This is a genomic window from Natrinema saccharevitans, assembly GCF_001953745.1.
GTDB lineage: Archaea > Halobacteriota > Halobacteria > Halobacteriales > Natrialbaceae > Natrinema > Natrinema saccharevitans.
Genome location: NZ_LWLN01000001.1, coordinates 2,511,599 through 2,524,571, shown reverse-complemented (window position 1 = coordinate 2,524,571; position 12,973 = coordinate 2,511,599). Strand labels below are relative to the sequence as shown.

Genomic DNA, 12,973 nt, shown 5'->3' with positions numbered 1-12,973 from the left:
GATGAGCGAACGACCGAAGGGAGAGAGCGAATCGGTTGGGGAGGGTGTGGCCATTCCCTGTTGCCACGATAGCAGCAAACCCGTTTCACCTCGTTCACCGGTACTGACTGACAGTAAAGCGTACCAGGATCGCAACGTCCCGTCGCGGACACCCGCAATCGGTCTGCAACGGCCCGTTCTATATCTCGCGTCCATCGTAGGCCACGACCAACTCCTGCAGATGTGTCTTCACTGCCGTTGCTCGCTCGGCCGTCTCGCAGGGCAGCGCCGGCGGCGGAGTGTACAGTTTGTCCATGATCCACGAGAGCAACTTCCCCACGGCATCATCCGGTAGCTCTCCCGGCTCCCAGACGAGCGCGAGAACCGTCCCGTCGTCGGTGATCGTCGCCTGCTCGAGATTCGTCAATCCGTAGCACGTCGCTTTCCGACCGTCGAGCGTCTCGATGCAGAGCGAACCGCCCTCTATTCTCCACTGGCGATCCTCGGCGACCCATTCGAACTGGCACCCGGTGGGAACCAGACATGCATCGTGCCCACGTAGCCCGGCGATGTCGCCGGGTTGGATCTCAGCACCGAGCAGCGTCGCATCGATTCTCGCATCCGAATGATGGGGGATCGCCTCGAGTACCGCCGTTCCCTCGTCGCGACACTCGAGTTGCCACACGAAGTGCGCGCCGGCGATCCCGTCCGTCAGTGCGACCAGTTCGAACAGCGCCTCCCGTCCCGGGTCGGTCGTCGTCGAGACGCGCCACGCGGTGGCTCCGTTTCGGTCCCTTTCGGGGACTCGCTCCAGTCGATCCCGAACGGCGTTCCACGTCCGCCGACAGTCCTCGCCGTCCGGGTTCGTCTCCATCTCGTCCTCGCGGAGGCGAACGACCGCAGTCGTCGTGTCGGGAAGGACCAGCTCGAGGAGAGCCCGGAACTCCGTGGCGAATCCCTCACACTCGAGGCGGTGCGTTCGGCTCAGCTCGGCGGGCATATCCTGACGTAGCTCAGCGCCAGAAATAACTGTTCTCGACCTCGGACGCGACGCTACTCGCTGGATCCCCCCTGTACGGCGGGAACGACAGCCAGCGCCGCGCCTTCCGGAACCCGGTCTTCGAACTCGACTCGGTCACCGTCGATCGAGACCCTGACGCTCGCGCGCACCGCGTCGCCGTCGTAGAGCTGCGACTCGGCGCGCGGATAGGCCTCGACGAAGGCCGCGAGCGCGTCGGCGACGGTGCCGCCCGCCCACTCGAGGACCACCGTCTTGTCGCCGGTCGCGCTCCGGATCGGGCCGTACACCGTGACTTCGGTCTCCATACCGACTACTGGGGCGACCGGCCACATATACCGACCGCCGCCCGCCGCTCGAGGCCGTCGTGGCGCTCCGCACGGTGGGGATCGAAGCGATCCCGTTACGGTTCGGGTCGCTCCGTCTCGGTCCGGAGATCGAAGTCGTCCGGAGTCGCGGCCTCGGCCGCGGGGAGGCGGCGGAGCCGCGGCCGCAGAAGGACGTAGACGGCCGTGAAGCCGAAGCCGCCCGCGGCCAGTGTCATGGTCGTCGTCGTTCCCAGCGCTTCGGCGACGACCCCGCCGACGAGCGAGCCAAGCGGGAGCGTCGCCCCCGAAGCGGTTCCCTTCGTCGCCGAGATCCGGCCCAGTAGGTCGGCCGGAAACAGTCGCTGGTTCAGCGTCGCCGTGAGTACGCCCGATGCGCCGATCGGTACCCACGCGAGGCCGAACAGCGCGACCGTGAGCGCCGGCGACGGCGCGACGGCCGCCGCGACCCAGCACCCCGCACCGAGCCCGTGCGAGAGCAGTACCGTTCCGTAGGGGACGCCGGCCACGTACGGGCCGAGGATCGATCCGACGAGCCGACCGATGCCGAGCGCTCCCAGCAGCAGGCCGTAGATCGCGGGGCCGCCCAGTCCGTCGCCGAACGCCGGCAGAATCGCCAGCGCGATCCCGGTCGCGAAGTTCGCCACCGCGGTCATCAGAATCAGTTCGACGAAGAGGGTCCCGCGGAGGACCTCGATACCCGCTCGGAGGTCCGAACCGTACGACCGGAGTACCGATCCGACGGACGGTGCGGACTCGGCGGCCTCACCGCTCTCGTTCGAACTCCCGGGCGTTCCGATCGTGATTCCGGCGAAGAGTGCCGCTGCGACGGCGAACGTGAGCGAGTCGGCGAGAAACAGCGTCGCCGCGCCGAAGACGGCGATGAACCCGCCCCCGATCGCGTCGAACACCATGTCCAGCCCGAGCGTCACCGTCGCCAGCGCGGAGTTGGCCTCGGAGAGCCGGTCCTCGTCGACGATCCGGGGGAGCAGCGCGGACTCCATCGGTCCCATCACCAGCGTCGCGAGCATCAACACGGGGGCGACGACGAACAGGAGACCGATGCGGAGCCGTCCGGTCACCGCTGCGAGCGGCAGGACGAGTACGACGACGCCCTGAACCACCTGTGAACCGACGAGGACGGATCTGAGCGGCAGCCGGTCGACGAGCGGGCCGGCGAACACCTGCAACAGCCACGGGAGCAGCAGTATCGCGTTCAGCGCGCCGGTGACGAGGGTCGACCCGGTCAGTTCGAAGGCGAGCCAGAGTACGGCGACCGTGTAGAGACTGTCCCCGGCGTTCGTCGCGAACTGACCGGCGACGAAGCGGCGAAAGTCCCGGTTCCGCCGCAGCAAGCGCCCGGCGGCGATCATCGCGGACCACCCCCGCGGAGCGTCGGCGCGGCTCCGGGCGACTCGAGCGAGCGGGTCGGCGGCGATTCGAATATCGAGACGCGGTCGTGCGAGCCCCGGTCGGTGACCGGTGGCTCGGTGGATGTCGGCATGTGCGTGTTCGGTCGAGAGAAAGTGCGGCTACCGCGGCGGTAGCGAAACGAACCCGAGTGCTGCGGCTATCGGGCCCGTCACGCGGCGGGGGGCGAGAGGGGGTCGAACACCGGACGAACCGAGATCCGGCGGGTCATAGAACGAATCGTTGAGAGGGACCGCACGATCCGTCAAAAGTGTACTGATTCCGTACGGTCCGGAACTCCGTCGCGGTTCGGCGGCGAGCGCAGGCGGGTGCAACCGCAGGAACCGCATCCGATCGAGTCGTCGACGCTCGAGCCATCGGTTCGTCTCGAGCGGCGAGCGAGCTGATGCGAGCGGAACGGGCGACGGACGAGGTAGTCAGTCGTCGCTCGGTTCGGCACTCGCCGCCGCGGTCGCGTCCTCCCGGCCCGCCCACTCGCTCGAGCGAAGCGGCGCGAACGTCAGAAACAGGATGGCCAACATGAAGACGCTCAGCATGACGGTCGCGACCATCGCGATACCGGACGTGAAACTGAACAGGACGATACCCGCTGTGGTGGCTGTGAGACTCATTCGTCTTCGTTCGACCGTCGCTACTCCCGCCATATGAGGGTTACTTTGTTCGGCGGTGAGTGTGGAATGATAGCAATGGCCACGTGACCGGACCGACAGCGGCGCTCGCACCGATTCGAGCCCGCGTCAGAGCCGCCGGACCGCGCCGATCGCGCTCGAGAGCGGCGGCGCGTCGAAGAACTCGCGGCCGGTGTAGGCGTTCGCACCGCTGCGGTAGAGCTCACTCGCGGTCTCGAGGACCGACTCCTCGAGGGGCTCGGGCGCTTCCTCGCAGAGCGATTTCCAGTCGGCGACGTCCTCGGCTTTGGCCTCGGCCTTGGCGTCGTCGACGGCCCGGACCCAGTCGGGCTGGGTGCGCTTGTGGTACTGGCGCAGCACCTCCTTCGAGAGCTGGGTCCCCTCGTAGCTGAAGCGGTTCTCGTCGAAGGTCCCGACGACGTCGGCGACCCGGATCTCGCCCCGGTAGTAGAGACACTCGATCTTGCCGTCCTCGTGGGTCAATCCGGCAGTGTCAGCCTGCTCGGTGACGATCCGGTTGACCTCGCGGGCCAGCGCCTCGAGGTCGTCGATCGCCGCCTTGCCGGCGATGGCGTCGGCTTCCGACCGCTCGAGGTAGCGGTCGCCCTCCTCGTACTTCGTGGAGAACTCGACGATCGGCTCCGTGAGGTCGACGGCCTCGTCGGGCCACTCGTCGAACCCGAGCCCGTGGTCCGCGGGGACGGTTCGCGTACGCAGACTCGAGCCGACCGGGACCCGGTTGCGGAAGACGATCTCGAGGGGGATCAGGTAGTTCTCGCCGGCCGCCTCGTGGTAGCTGTCGTAGTCGTACTCGCGGCCTTCGTGGGGGAGATCGGGCACCTGTGTGAGGTCGATGGCCATCTCCCAGGGCGGGTGGGAGGCGTCCGCGAGATCGACGACGTCGCCGTTTTCCACGTCGTCGTCGGACGAAGTCCGACGGTCTGTCGAGCTACGCTCGACAACACCGCGGTAGTGGGTGGGGATGCCCTCGGACTCGAGCAGTTCGAAGTTGAACGCGCCCATAGTACAGAGGCTCGCGCCCTTTTGGGGGATCTGGTCGGGCATCTTCCCCCAGTCGAACACCGAGTAGTCGTCGGTGAAGACGAACGAGCCGCGGCCGAGATCGTCGTCGGTCGCGTCCTCCTCGATGCGGAACTCTTTGACGCTGGTCATCGGTACCACCTCGCGCTGATTCCGTCACGGTCGAACCGGTTCGCTGCGAGTGGAGTCACGCGAGACACCTCAGGACGTGTTCGCCCCCGTCGCTCATACCCCAGTTGCCGTGGCCGGAGCGTAAGAAGGTTTCAATATCCGGTCGGCGGTCGGGAGCCGGAGCGACCGGGGCGACGGTCGACGCCAGCGGCTCGGCGATCGGTATCGGCTCCGCTTCGCCCATCTCGCGTCATCGGTAGCGGCAACTCTCGACGCGGCCGATTCTGACGGGGTGGGGTCCGGATCCAGTACCCTTTTCTCGCTGTGTGGGCATCGTTACGTCGATGGAGCGACCGGTGACCGAGGCCGACCTGGCGTTCGAACACGTTCCCGAGACCGACCAGTCGTTCGAGAACGCACTGACGAAAGCGCTCGACGGCGACCGACTCGACGTCGACGACGCCATCGAGTTACTCACGACCGGAACGGACAGCGACGGCATCGACCGACGACGCAAGGAACGCGTCCTCGAGGCGGCCGACCGCCGCCGCGCCGAACAGGTCGGCGAGGAGGTCACCTTTATCGCGAACCTGAACAACAACGTCACGACGGCCTGTAACGTGGGCTGTCTGTTCTGCAACTTCAAAGACGCCGCCCACACCTTCGAGAGCGACACGGAGATCGAGACGGCCGGCTTCACGAAGACGCCCGCCGAATCCCGCGAGATCGTCGCCGACGCCGTCGAGCGGGGCATCTACGAAGTGACCTCGGTCTCGGGCCTGCACCCCGCGTTCGCGCTCGACGACGAACATCGGGAGATCCTCGGCGCCCATCCCAATCCCAAGGAAGTCAACTACAAACCCCCTGAACGCTACGACACCAGCCCCGGAACCTACGCGGCCCAGCTCTCGGCGATGAGCGTCGACGGCGTCCACGTCCACTCGATGACGCCGGAGGAGGCCTACCACGCCCGGCGGGGCACCGACTGGTCCTACGAGGAGGTCTACCGCCGACTGCGGGACGCGGGACTCGACACCGTTCCCGGTACCGCCGCCGAGATCCTCGTCGAGGAGGTCCGCGAGGTCATCTGCCCCGGCAAGATCAGCACGGAGGGGTGGCTCGAGGCGATGGAGGCCGCCGCGAACGTCGGCCTGGGGATGACGGCGACGATCATGTACGGCCACGTCGAGAACGAGGCCCACCGCGCAATGCACTTAAAACGGATCCGGGACTTGCAGGATCGGACCGGCAACATCACGGAGTTCGTCCCGCTCTCGTTCATCCACCAGAACACGCCGCTTTACGAACACGACGTGGTCTCGGGCGGGGCCAGTATCGACGAGGACGAACTGCTGATCGCCGTCTCGCGGCTGTTCCTCGATAACGTCGATCACATCCAGGCCTCGTGGGTCAAGTACGGCGACGAGCAGGGGTTGAAGATGCTCTCGTGTGGGGCCGACGATTACATGGGAACGATCCTCTCGGAGGAGATCACCAAACGCGCCGGCGGCGGCTTCGGCGAATTCCGCTCGTTCGAGGACTACGTCGAGATGATCGCCTCGATCGGCCGCGTCCCGGTCGAGCGCTCGACCGACTACGAGAAGCGCCGCGTCATCGACCCCGACGACCCGCCCTTCGGCCCTCGACTCGGGCCGAAGGCCGACGGGACGCCGCTGCTGACTCGAGAAGAACGGGAAGAGCGGGCGGTTCCGATCGACGACTGAGACGGGAGACGGTCTGAGCGGGGCGAACGGGTGCAGTTCGCCGGGGATCGACGACCGCTCGTCGGCCGCGTGATCGGTCCGTCCTCGAAACGATCGACGGGCGACATCCCAGAGCGACTGCGACGACCGATATGCTTGATACCACGCCGCGCCTATCGCGTTCGATGAGCCCCGACGTACGCAGAACGGAAATCGACGACGACCTGGCGACCGGTATCGTCAGCGCCGCCCGCACCAGCCTCGGCGACACTCTCAGGAGCGTCGTGTATTTCACGCCGTCGGCGCTCGAGATCCTGTACCTCCGTCAGGGGCTCTACGACGCAACGGCGGACGCTCAGCCGGCGAAGGCCCAGCTCGTCGAACTCGAGCGGGTCGGGTTCGCGGAGAGTCCGATCCGAACGGCGGTCACGAACCAGGGAGCTGGGTCGGAGATCGGGCCCTACGAGTTCACCGTCCGGTTCCACGAGGACGGCTTCGTCGTCAGAGTGTTGCAGGGCGACGCCGGAGTCCTCCTGACGACCGATAGCATGGACGTCAACGCGTTCGAAGACGCAGCCACCGCCGTTCGACGACTGCTCCGCGACGCGTAGTCCCGGGCTTCGATCGGACTGTCGCGAGCAGCGAACGGCCGCTCCGCGTCGGCCGAACGCTTCCCGGCGTCTATCGACGACGTCGGTAGCCGATTCGTCACCACGCAGTCGTCGCTTCGAAACTGTGAACTGCGCGATGGGGGTGGCACTGCTATTCCATGTACTCGACGCCGACGGCCCGCACCGGCGCACCGTCGCTCGCGAGGGCCATCGGGTAGGCCCGGAGTTCGAACCGATCCCCGACCGCCTCGAGGTTCGTCAGGTTCTCGAGGATCAGCAGGTCGTTCCCGAGCAGCGCGTGGTGGACCTGGAACCCCTCGGGCTCGTCCGCAGTGGCGTCGTCCGTCGGCGTGGGATCGGGGTTGAGCGCGTCCACGGCCACGTCGTAGCCCCGTTCGACGCACGTCTCGGCCGCAGCGGGCGAAAGATAGGGGTGATCGAGGTACCGATCGGTCCCCCAGTGGGCGTCCCAGCCGGTCCAGCAGGCCACGAGGTCGGCGTCGCCGTCCGGAATTCGGTCCGCCGGAATCGGCTCGCGGGCCCCGAGGTCGCGGCAATCGATCCGAACCGCGTCGAAAACGAAGCGCTCGATCGGGTACGACTCGAGCGGTTTGCCGTCTGCTTCGGTGTGTGCCGGCGCGTCGACGTGAGTACCGGTGTGACTGCCACACTCGAGGCTCGAGACGCGAGCGCCGTCCGCCGCGTGGGTCGCGTGGGGGCGGACGGCGACCGCGAGGTCGCCTGGGTAGGTCTGCATCCCCGTCTCGATCGGCTGGGTGAGATCGACGTGCATGCGAGATAGCCGTCGGCGAAGGTGCATAACGCTGTTCGGTCCTCGAGCCGATCGACGGTCGATGTCCAGAATCGGTGACAATCATTATACGGTATCCCGATAACGTGTGGGTATGCGACTCGAAGGCAAGACAGCGTTTATCACGGGTGCAGGATCCGGCCTCGGGCGGGAAGCAGCGCAACTGTTCGCCGAGGAAGGAGCGACGATCGTCGCGGCCGACATCGATCACGAGAGCGCCGCGGAGACCGTCGCTCGCGTCGAGGAGGCGGGGCAAGCGGGCACCGCCGTCGAGTTGGACGTTCGGGACGCCGACGCGGTCCACGCGGCCGTCGACGAGGCGGTCGCCGAGTTCGGCCTCGATATCATGCTGAACAACGCCGGCGTGAGCCACGAGCGAGCGACGGTCGAGGAGATCGCCGAGGGCGAGCGCGACCGGGTCATGGACGTCAACGTCAAGGGCGTCTGGAACGGCTGTCACGCCGTGATTCCCCACTTCAAGGAGCAGGGGTCGGGCGCGATCGTCAACACGGCGTCGCTGGCGGGCGTTATCGGCGCGCCGCAACTGGGTGCCTACTCGCTGTCGAAGGGGGCGGTCGTCAACTTCACGCGGACCGTCGCGGCGGAGGTCGGCCCGGCCGGCGTCCGGGCGAACGCGGTCTGTCCGGGCGTCACCGACACGGCGATGCCTCGACAGAACCGCACCGAGGAGGAGTGGGAAGCGACCAAAGCGGAGATGTCCCGTCACTACCCGCTCAAGCGGCTGGGCGAGCCCGAGGACATCGCCAACGCCATGCTGTTCCTGGCCAGCGACGAGGCCGACTGGATCACCGGGCAGGCGCTGGTCGTCGACGGCGGCTTCTCCTGCACGTAACTCCTCGAGGGGGAAGCGTTTCGGGACCGGCGGCCGAACGGCCGCTATGGCAACCGACGACTCGTACGTGCGGCAGGCGATCGATCTCGCGGAATCGGCGGTCGAGAACGGCAACACGCCCTTCGGTTCCCTGCTCGTCGTCGACGATGCGGTCGTCCGGACCGCGGAGAACACCACCCTGACTGACGACGACGTGTCGGCCCACCCCGAGTTCAAGCTTGCTCGGTGGGCCGCACGCGAACTCGAGCCGAGCGAACGGGCGACCTGTACGATGTATACCAGCACCGAACCCTGCCCGATGTGTACGAGCGCGATCGTCTACGCCGGGCTCGGACGAGTCGTCTACAGCGTGTCCGTCGACTCGCTCGCCGAGATCCGGGACGACGGCGTGATCGAGATCCCCTGCGCGGAGGTGATCGAGCGCGCCGACGCCGAGACGATCGTCGAGGGACCGGTCCTCGAGGACGAGGGACTGGCGCTTCACGAGGACTACTTCGCCGAGTGACGGCGTGACGAACTGCCTCAGTTTCGGCACTGATCTCAACTGCAGTCGAGGGACCGGCCGCGAGTGCCTTGGCAATTCCGATCTATACCATGAAAATTTATCACCAAGGAAGTAATAATACTCTACATGGAGAATAGAGATATTATACTCTCGGTTCTTGGATTGCAGATCACGGTATTTTTTGGAATCTTGTCTTTGACAGCCCAAATAGGATCAATCGTATGGACAGACGTTCTGTACATGGGTATCGGTGTGTTTGTGACACTCTTCGCGTTAGTCTCGTGAAACCGCGTATACTGTCGCCACAGCGATGGTTTTCTTCGCCCCTGATTATAATTTCAGGATCCATCTCGTGGTGAACCCACTCTTTTTTCTCATCGGAGGTGCTAAATAAACGTCCCGCGCGACGGTGGAACCAACCCCGACGAGCAGCGACGCCCCTCGAGTCACCACTCCAACCCACAAGCACCGGTGATCACGATGCCTGACGACGACCCCATCGAGTCGTCGCTCCCCGACTGTCCACACTGTGGCCGCCCCGTCTGGGTCGTGACCGTCAGCGGCCCCGGCGACGGCACCGCCGCCCCCTGTGGCTATGCCGCGGTGCCGGACCGCCTCGAGCGGGAGTAGCCGGCTCACGGCTCGAGATTCGAGGCGACGACGGCCGTGGACTCACCGCGTCTCGCTCCTTTGCGTTCGGCGAACTCACGCCTGCGGTGCGGCCCCGTCCCGAAGCACCGTTCGATACCGATTGCCGGCCGCGTCGTCGGCCGCGAGCGCGTCCCGAATCGTCTCCGAGATCCACTCCCGGTCGCCGTCCGCGCCGTCGGCAAGTCGGCCGTCGAAGCCGTCGGTCCGGAGGCCGGACGGCAGGAACCGCTCGTAGACCGGTAGCCGTTCGCCGAGCGGCACGCCCGCGCTCGCGGCGATCTCCTCGAGTTCGCGCAGGGCGGGCCACGTGTACTCTGGGTTGATGTGGTCGTCGGTGACCGGCGAGACGCCGCCCAGATCGTCGACGCCGCAGTCGATCAGGTCCTTTGCGGGGGCGAGGTTCGGCGGCACCTGGACCGAGACCTCCTCGGGTAAGGCGGCCCGCGCCATCGCCGTCACCTGCCGCATCGTCGCGAGGTCGGGCGAGCCGCCGGACCAGCGTTCGTTCTCCACCACGGGCTGGACGATCACCTCCTGGATGTGGTCGTAGCGCTCGTGGAGGTCCCGGATGGCAAGCAGGCTCTCGGCGCGGTCGCGCCAGTTTTCGCCGATCCCCACCAGAATCCCGGTCGTGAAGGCCACGTCGAGTTCGCCCGCGTTTTGGAGGGTGCGCAGGCGCTGGCCGGGCACCTTGCGCCGCGGCCCGGCGTGGGCCCCGACCTCGGCGGTCGTCTCGAGCATCACGCCCATGCTGGCGTTGACGTCGGCGACTTCGGACATCTGCTCGCGGGTCTGATCGCCCGGATTGGCGTGCGGGAGCAGCCCCTCCTCGAGCGCCACCTTGCAGGCTTCCCGCAGGTAGGTGTGGATCGAGTCGTGGCCCCACGCCTCGAGTTGCGCGTGAATCTCGGTGTAGCGGTCGTCCGGATCGTCACCGAAGGTAAACAGCGCCTCCGTACAGCCGGCGTCGGCTCCGCGCCGACAGATCTCGCGGACCTCCTCGAGCGAGAGCAACTCGGCCTGACCCGGCGGGTCGAAGTAGGTGCAGTAGGTACAGGTGTAACGACAAGCCGTCGTCAGCGGCACGAAGACGTTCCGCGAGAACGTAAGCGCCGGCGGCGCGTCGACATCGCTCGGGCTGACCTGGAGGAGATCGTCGACGGCCCCCTCCTCGACCGCGACGTCGACGCCGTACTCGCTGGCCCCGGAAACCATTACCTCCGATTGTCGTGGCTCGGCACATAAGGCCTTCACTTCGCGGCAACTATGGGCCGTCACGCCGTCGGGCCACCGTCGCGGACCGCGGCGACCCGGCCGTCGCGGCGCTCGAGTTCGAAGCCGAACTCGCGGAGGACGGCGGGCGCGCGGTCGCTCTCGCGGCCGTGGACGAGGACCTCGACGAGGTCGGCAGGCTCGTCGATGTCGCTCCCGAGCCGGAAGGAATCGACCGTCTCGAGGGTCGCGCCGATCTCGCGGGCGATCCCGCGGTGGTCGAGATAGGAGAGGCCGTGATAGTCGACGCGGAACGCGGGGTGGTCGACGACGAGGGCGTTAGTGCCGCCGCCACGACCGGGCGCGATCGCGACGTCGGCCGCGGCGGTTGTGAGGGCCTCGAGCGCGTCGGGCGTCGCGAGGGCGAGATCGGCCATGACAACGGCGACGGGGTCGGCCCCGTCGTCGGTCGGGAGCCGAGCGTTGACCGCCTCGGTCAGCGGGCGGTCGTCGACCGTCAGCGACGCCGCCGCGGCGACCTCGCCCGGCGTCTCGAGCGCCGCGAGGTCCAGCGGCGCGGTCGAGACGACGGCGGGCTCGTGGCCCGCGCGGACGATCGCACGAAGCACGTCCGCGAGCATGGCGCGGGCGAACGCCGAGCGCTCGGCCGGGGAGAGGACGGACTCGAGCCGCGTCTTCGGCGTCTCGGCGGCGAACGGAACCACGACGCGCATGTGAGTCTAGTTGCGGTAGCCGGGGCGGCCTCAAAAACACGTCGGAGCGAAGATCGAGGGCGGCCGACGGTGGCCATCGGCGCTCGAGAACGCTGGCGATCGACTGTCCCCTCCCGGCGAGCGCGGCGCTCGCCCCGTCGGTCGTCGAAAGAGCGGCGGCCTAGAACAGCGGCTCGAGTTCGTCCTCGTCGTCCTCGACGAGTTCCTCGAGGTTCTCCTCGCTCTCCTGCTGGATGTCGTCGATGTTGTCCTGTGCCTCGATGGCGACCTGCTGCAGTCGCTTGATCCGGGGGACGTTGGTCACGCCGGAGAGCAAGATCGCAGCGGACACCTCGGGCTCCGATCGCGGGAAGTCGCCGCCGCGAACTTCCATGCTACCCGTTTCCTCCTCGAGCCACTTGCGGCCGCGTTCGATACCTTTCCGGTTGAGATACTCGGAGGGACCGGAGAGGACGAGCAAGGCGCGCTCGGTGCCCTCGATCTCACAGGGGAGCGTGAGCCGGCCGAGCGCGGCCTTGCGGACGAGGCTCGTGATGCGGTTGGTCGTGTTCGCGGCGTCCAAGTCGTCCTCGCTTCCGCCTTCGCCGGTAAAGCGAGAGAGGAGGCCGCCGCCCGTGTTCATCTCGACCTCCTCCGAAGCGAAGCCGACGGTCGAGACGCCACCGCCGGAAAGCGTGTTGATGATCTCCGAGGAGTCGACGACGCTCTCGGCGACCTCCTGGCCGTCGCCGACTTCGCCGGCGCCAAAGAGGATGCCGAAGCGGCGGACGATCTCCTCGTTGATCTGCTCGTAGCCGCCCTCGACGGACTCGCCGGTCTGTCGCCAGGAGTCGTTGTCGAAGACGAGCAGGTTGTCGACCTCGCGGACGAACGTCTGGAAGGATCGCGCCGCGTTGAGCGTGTAGATCCCGCCCTCGTCGGTACCCGGAAGGACGCCGAGGCCGTAGACGGGGATCGTGTAGATCCGCTGGAGGTGTTTCGCGAGGACCGGCGCGCCGCCGCTCCCGGTGCCGCCGCCCATCCCGGCGACGATGAGGAAGGCGTCGACCTCGTGGGTCGGGATCGCGTCGATCGCGTTCTGGACCTCGTCGATGTCCTCCTCGGCGACTTCCGCGCCGAGTTCGTTGTCAGCACCCACGCCGTGGCCCTTCACGCGGGCCTGGCCGATGAGTACGCGATTCTCCTGTGGAATATTCTCCAGGCCCATGAGGTCCGCTTTCGCGGAGTTGACAGCGATCGCTGCCCGGACGATTCCGCTTCCCGTCCGATCGTCGTAATCGAGGAACCGATCGACGATTTTGCCACCGGCCTGTCCGAATCCGATCATCGCCAGCTTCATTGTTTATCAGGGGGCTCCG

General features: G+C 67.0%; 14 protein-coding genes. 5 read left to right on the top strand and 9 right to left on the bottom strand.

Going from position 1 to position 12,973, the window contains the following annotated elements; genetic code table 11:
- Nucleotides 1-178 precede the first annotated feature (178 nt).
- The 5 genes from A6E15_RS12820 to A6E15_RS12800 all read right to left on the bottom strand — a co-directional run bounded on the left by A6E15_RS12820 (nt 179) and on the right by A6E15_RS12800 (nt 4,556).
- Entirely contained in the window at nt 179-979 is an 801-nt protein-coding gene (locus A6E15_RS12820) for a hypothetical protein (RefSeq protein ID WP_076146752.1), read from the bottom strand.
- 53 nt (nt 980-1,032) lie between these two features.
- Nucleotides 1,033-1,305, bottom strand: coding sequence for a MoaD/ThiS family protein (locus tag A6E15_RS12815; protein ID WP_076146750.1), 273 nt, complete (start codon nt 1,303-1,305; stop codon nt 1,033-1,035).
- A gap of 95 nt (nt 1,306-1,400) precedes the next feature.
- Complete coding sequence (locus A6E15_RS12810; RefSeq protein WP_076146749.1) at nt 1,401-2,696, bottom strand: MFS transporter; 1,296 nt, start codon at nt 2,694-2,696, stop codon at nt 1,401-1,403.
- Between the two features lie 474 nt (nt 2,697-3,170).
- Entirely contained in the window at nt 3,171-3,365 is a 195-nt protein-coding gene (locus tag A6E15_RS12805; protein ID WP_076146747.1) for a hypothetical protein, read from the bottom strand.
- A gap of 126 nt (nt 3,366-3,491) precedes the next feature.
- Complete coding sequence (locus tag A6E15_RS12800; RefSeq protein WP_076146746.1) at nt 3,492-4,556, bottom strand: phosphoribosylaminoimidazolesuccinocarboxamide synthase; 1,065 nt, start codon at nt 4,554-4,556, stop codon at nt 3,492-3,494.
- A 323-nt stretch (nt 4,557-4,879) separates the two neighbouring features.
- Here A6E15_RS12800 and cofH point away from each other — a divergent pair, with 323 nt between their 5' ends.
- Nucleotides 4,880-6,259, top strand: a complete 1,380-nt coding sequence (gene cofH, locus A6E15_RS12795) for a 7,8-didemethyl-8-hydroxy-5-deazariboflavin synthase subunit CofH (RefSeq protein ID WP_076146744.1) — start codon at nt 4,880-4,882, stop codon at nt 6,257-6,259.
- 164 nt (nt 6,260-6,423) lie between these two features.
- Nucleotides 6,424-6,849, top strand: a complete 426-nt coding sequence (locus A6E15_RS12790; protein WP_076146743.1) for a DUF7522 family protein — start codon at nt 6,424-6,426, stop codon at nt 6,847-6,849.
- A 151-nt stretch (nt 6,850-7,000) separates the two neighbouring features.
- Here A6E15_RS12790 and A6E15_RS12785 read toward each other — a convergent pair whose 3' ends face one another.
- Complete coding sequence (locus tag A6E15_RS12785; protein ID WP_076146741.1) at nt 7,001-7,642, bottom strand: cyclase family protein; 642 nt, start codon at nt 7,640-7,642, stop codon at nt 7,001-7,003.
- A gap of 112 nt (nt 7,643-7,754) precedes the next feature.
- On the opposite strand from A6E15_RS12785, the gene A6E15_RS12780 reads away from it, so the two are divergent.
- The 3 genes from A6E15_RS12780 (at nt 7,755) to A6E15_RS21015 (ending at nt 9,648) form a co-directional block, all read left to right on the top strand.
- A complete protein-coding gene (locus A6E15_RS12780) occupies nt 7,755-8,513 on the top strand; it encodes an SDR family NAD(P)-dependent oxidoreductase (RefSeq protein WP_076146739.1) in 759 nt (252 codons plus the stop codon).
- A 46-nt stretch (nt 8,514-8,559) separates the two neighbouring features.
- Nucleotides 8,560-9,018, top strand: coding sequence for a nucleoside deaminase (locus A6E15_RS12775; RefSeq protein ID WP_076146738.1), 459 nt, complete (start codon nt 8,560-8,562; stop codon nt 9,016-9,018).
- A gap of 480 nt (nt 9,019-9,498) precedes the next feature.
- On the top strand, nt 9,499-9,648 hold the full coding sequence (locus A6E15_RS21015; protein ID WP_175607255.1) for a hypothetical protein: 150 nt from the start codon (nt 9,499-9,501) through the stop codon (nt 9,646-9,648).
- Nucleotides 9,649-9,723: 75 nt separating this feature from the next.
- Here A6E15_RS21015 and cofG read toward each other — a convergent pair whose 3' ends face one another.
- From cofG to A6E15_RS12760, 3 genes are all read right to left on the bottom strand, one after another.
- A complete protein-coding gene (cofG, locus tag A6E15_RS12770; protein WP_076146736.1) occupies nt 9,724-10,884 on the bottom strand; it encodes a 7,8-didemethyl-8-hydroxy-5-deazariboflavin synthase subunit CofG in 1,161 nt (386 codons plus the stop codon).
- A gap of 59 nt (nt 10,885-10,943) precedes the next feature.
- Entirely contained in the window at nt 10,944-11,615 is a 672-nt protein-coding gene (gene cofC / locus A6E15_RS12765; RefSeq protein WP_076146735.1) for a 2-phospho-L-lactate guanylyltransferase, read from the bottom strand.
- Between the two features lie 160 nt (nt 11,616-11,775).
- Complete coding sequence (locus A6E15_RS12760; protein ID WP_076146733.1) at nt 11,776-12,954, bottom strand: tubulin/FtsZ family protein; 1,179 nt, start codon at nt 12,952-12,954, stop codon at nt 11,776-11,778.
- Between the last annotated feature and the right edge of the window lie 19 nt (nt 12,955-12,973).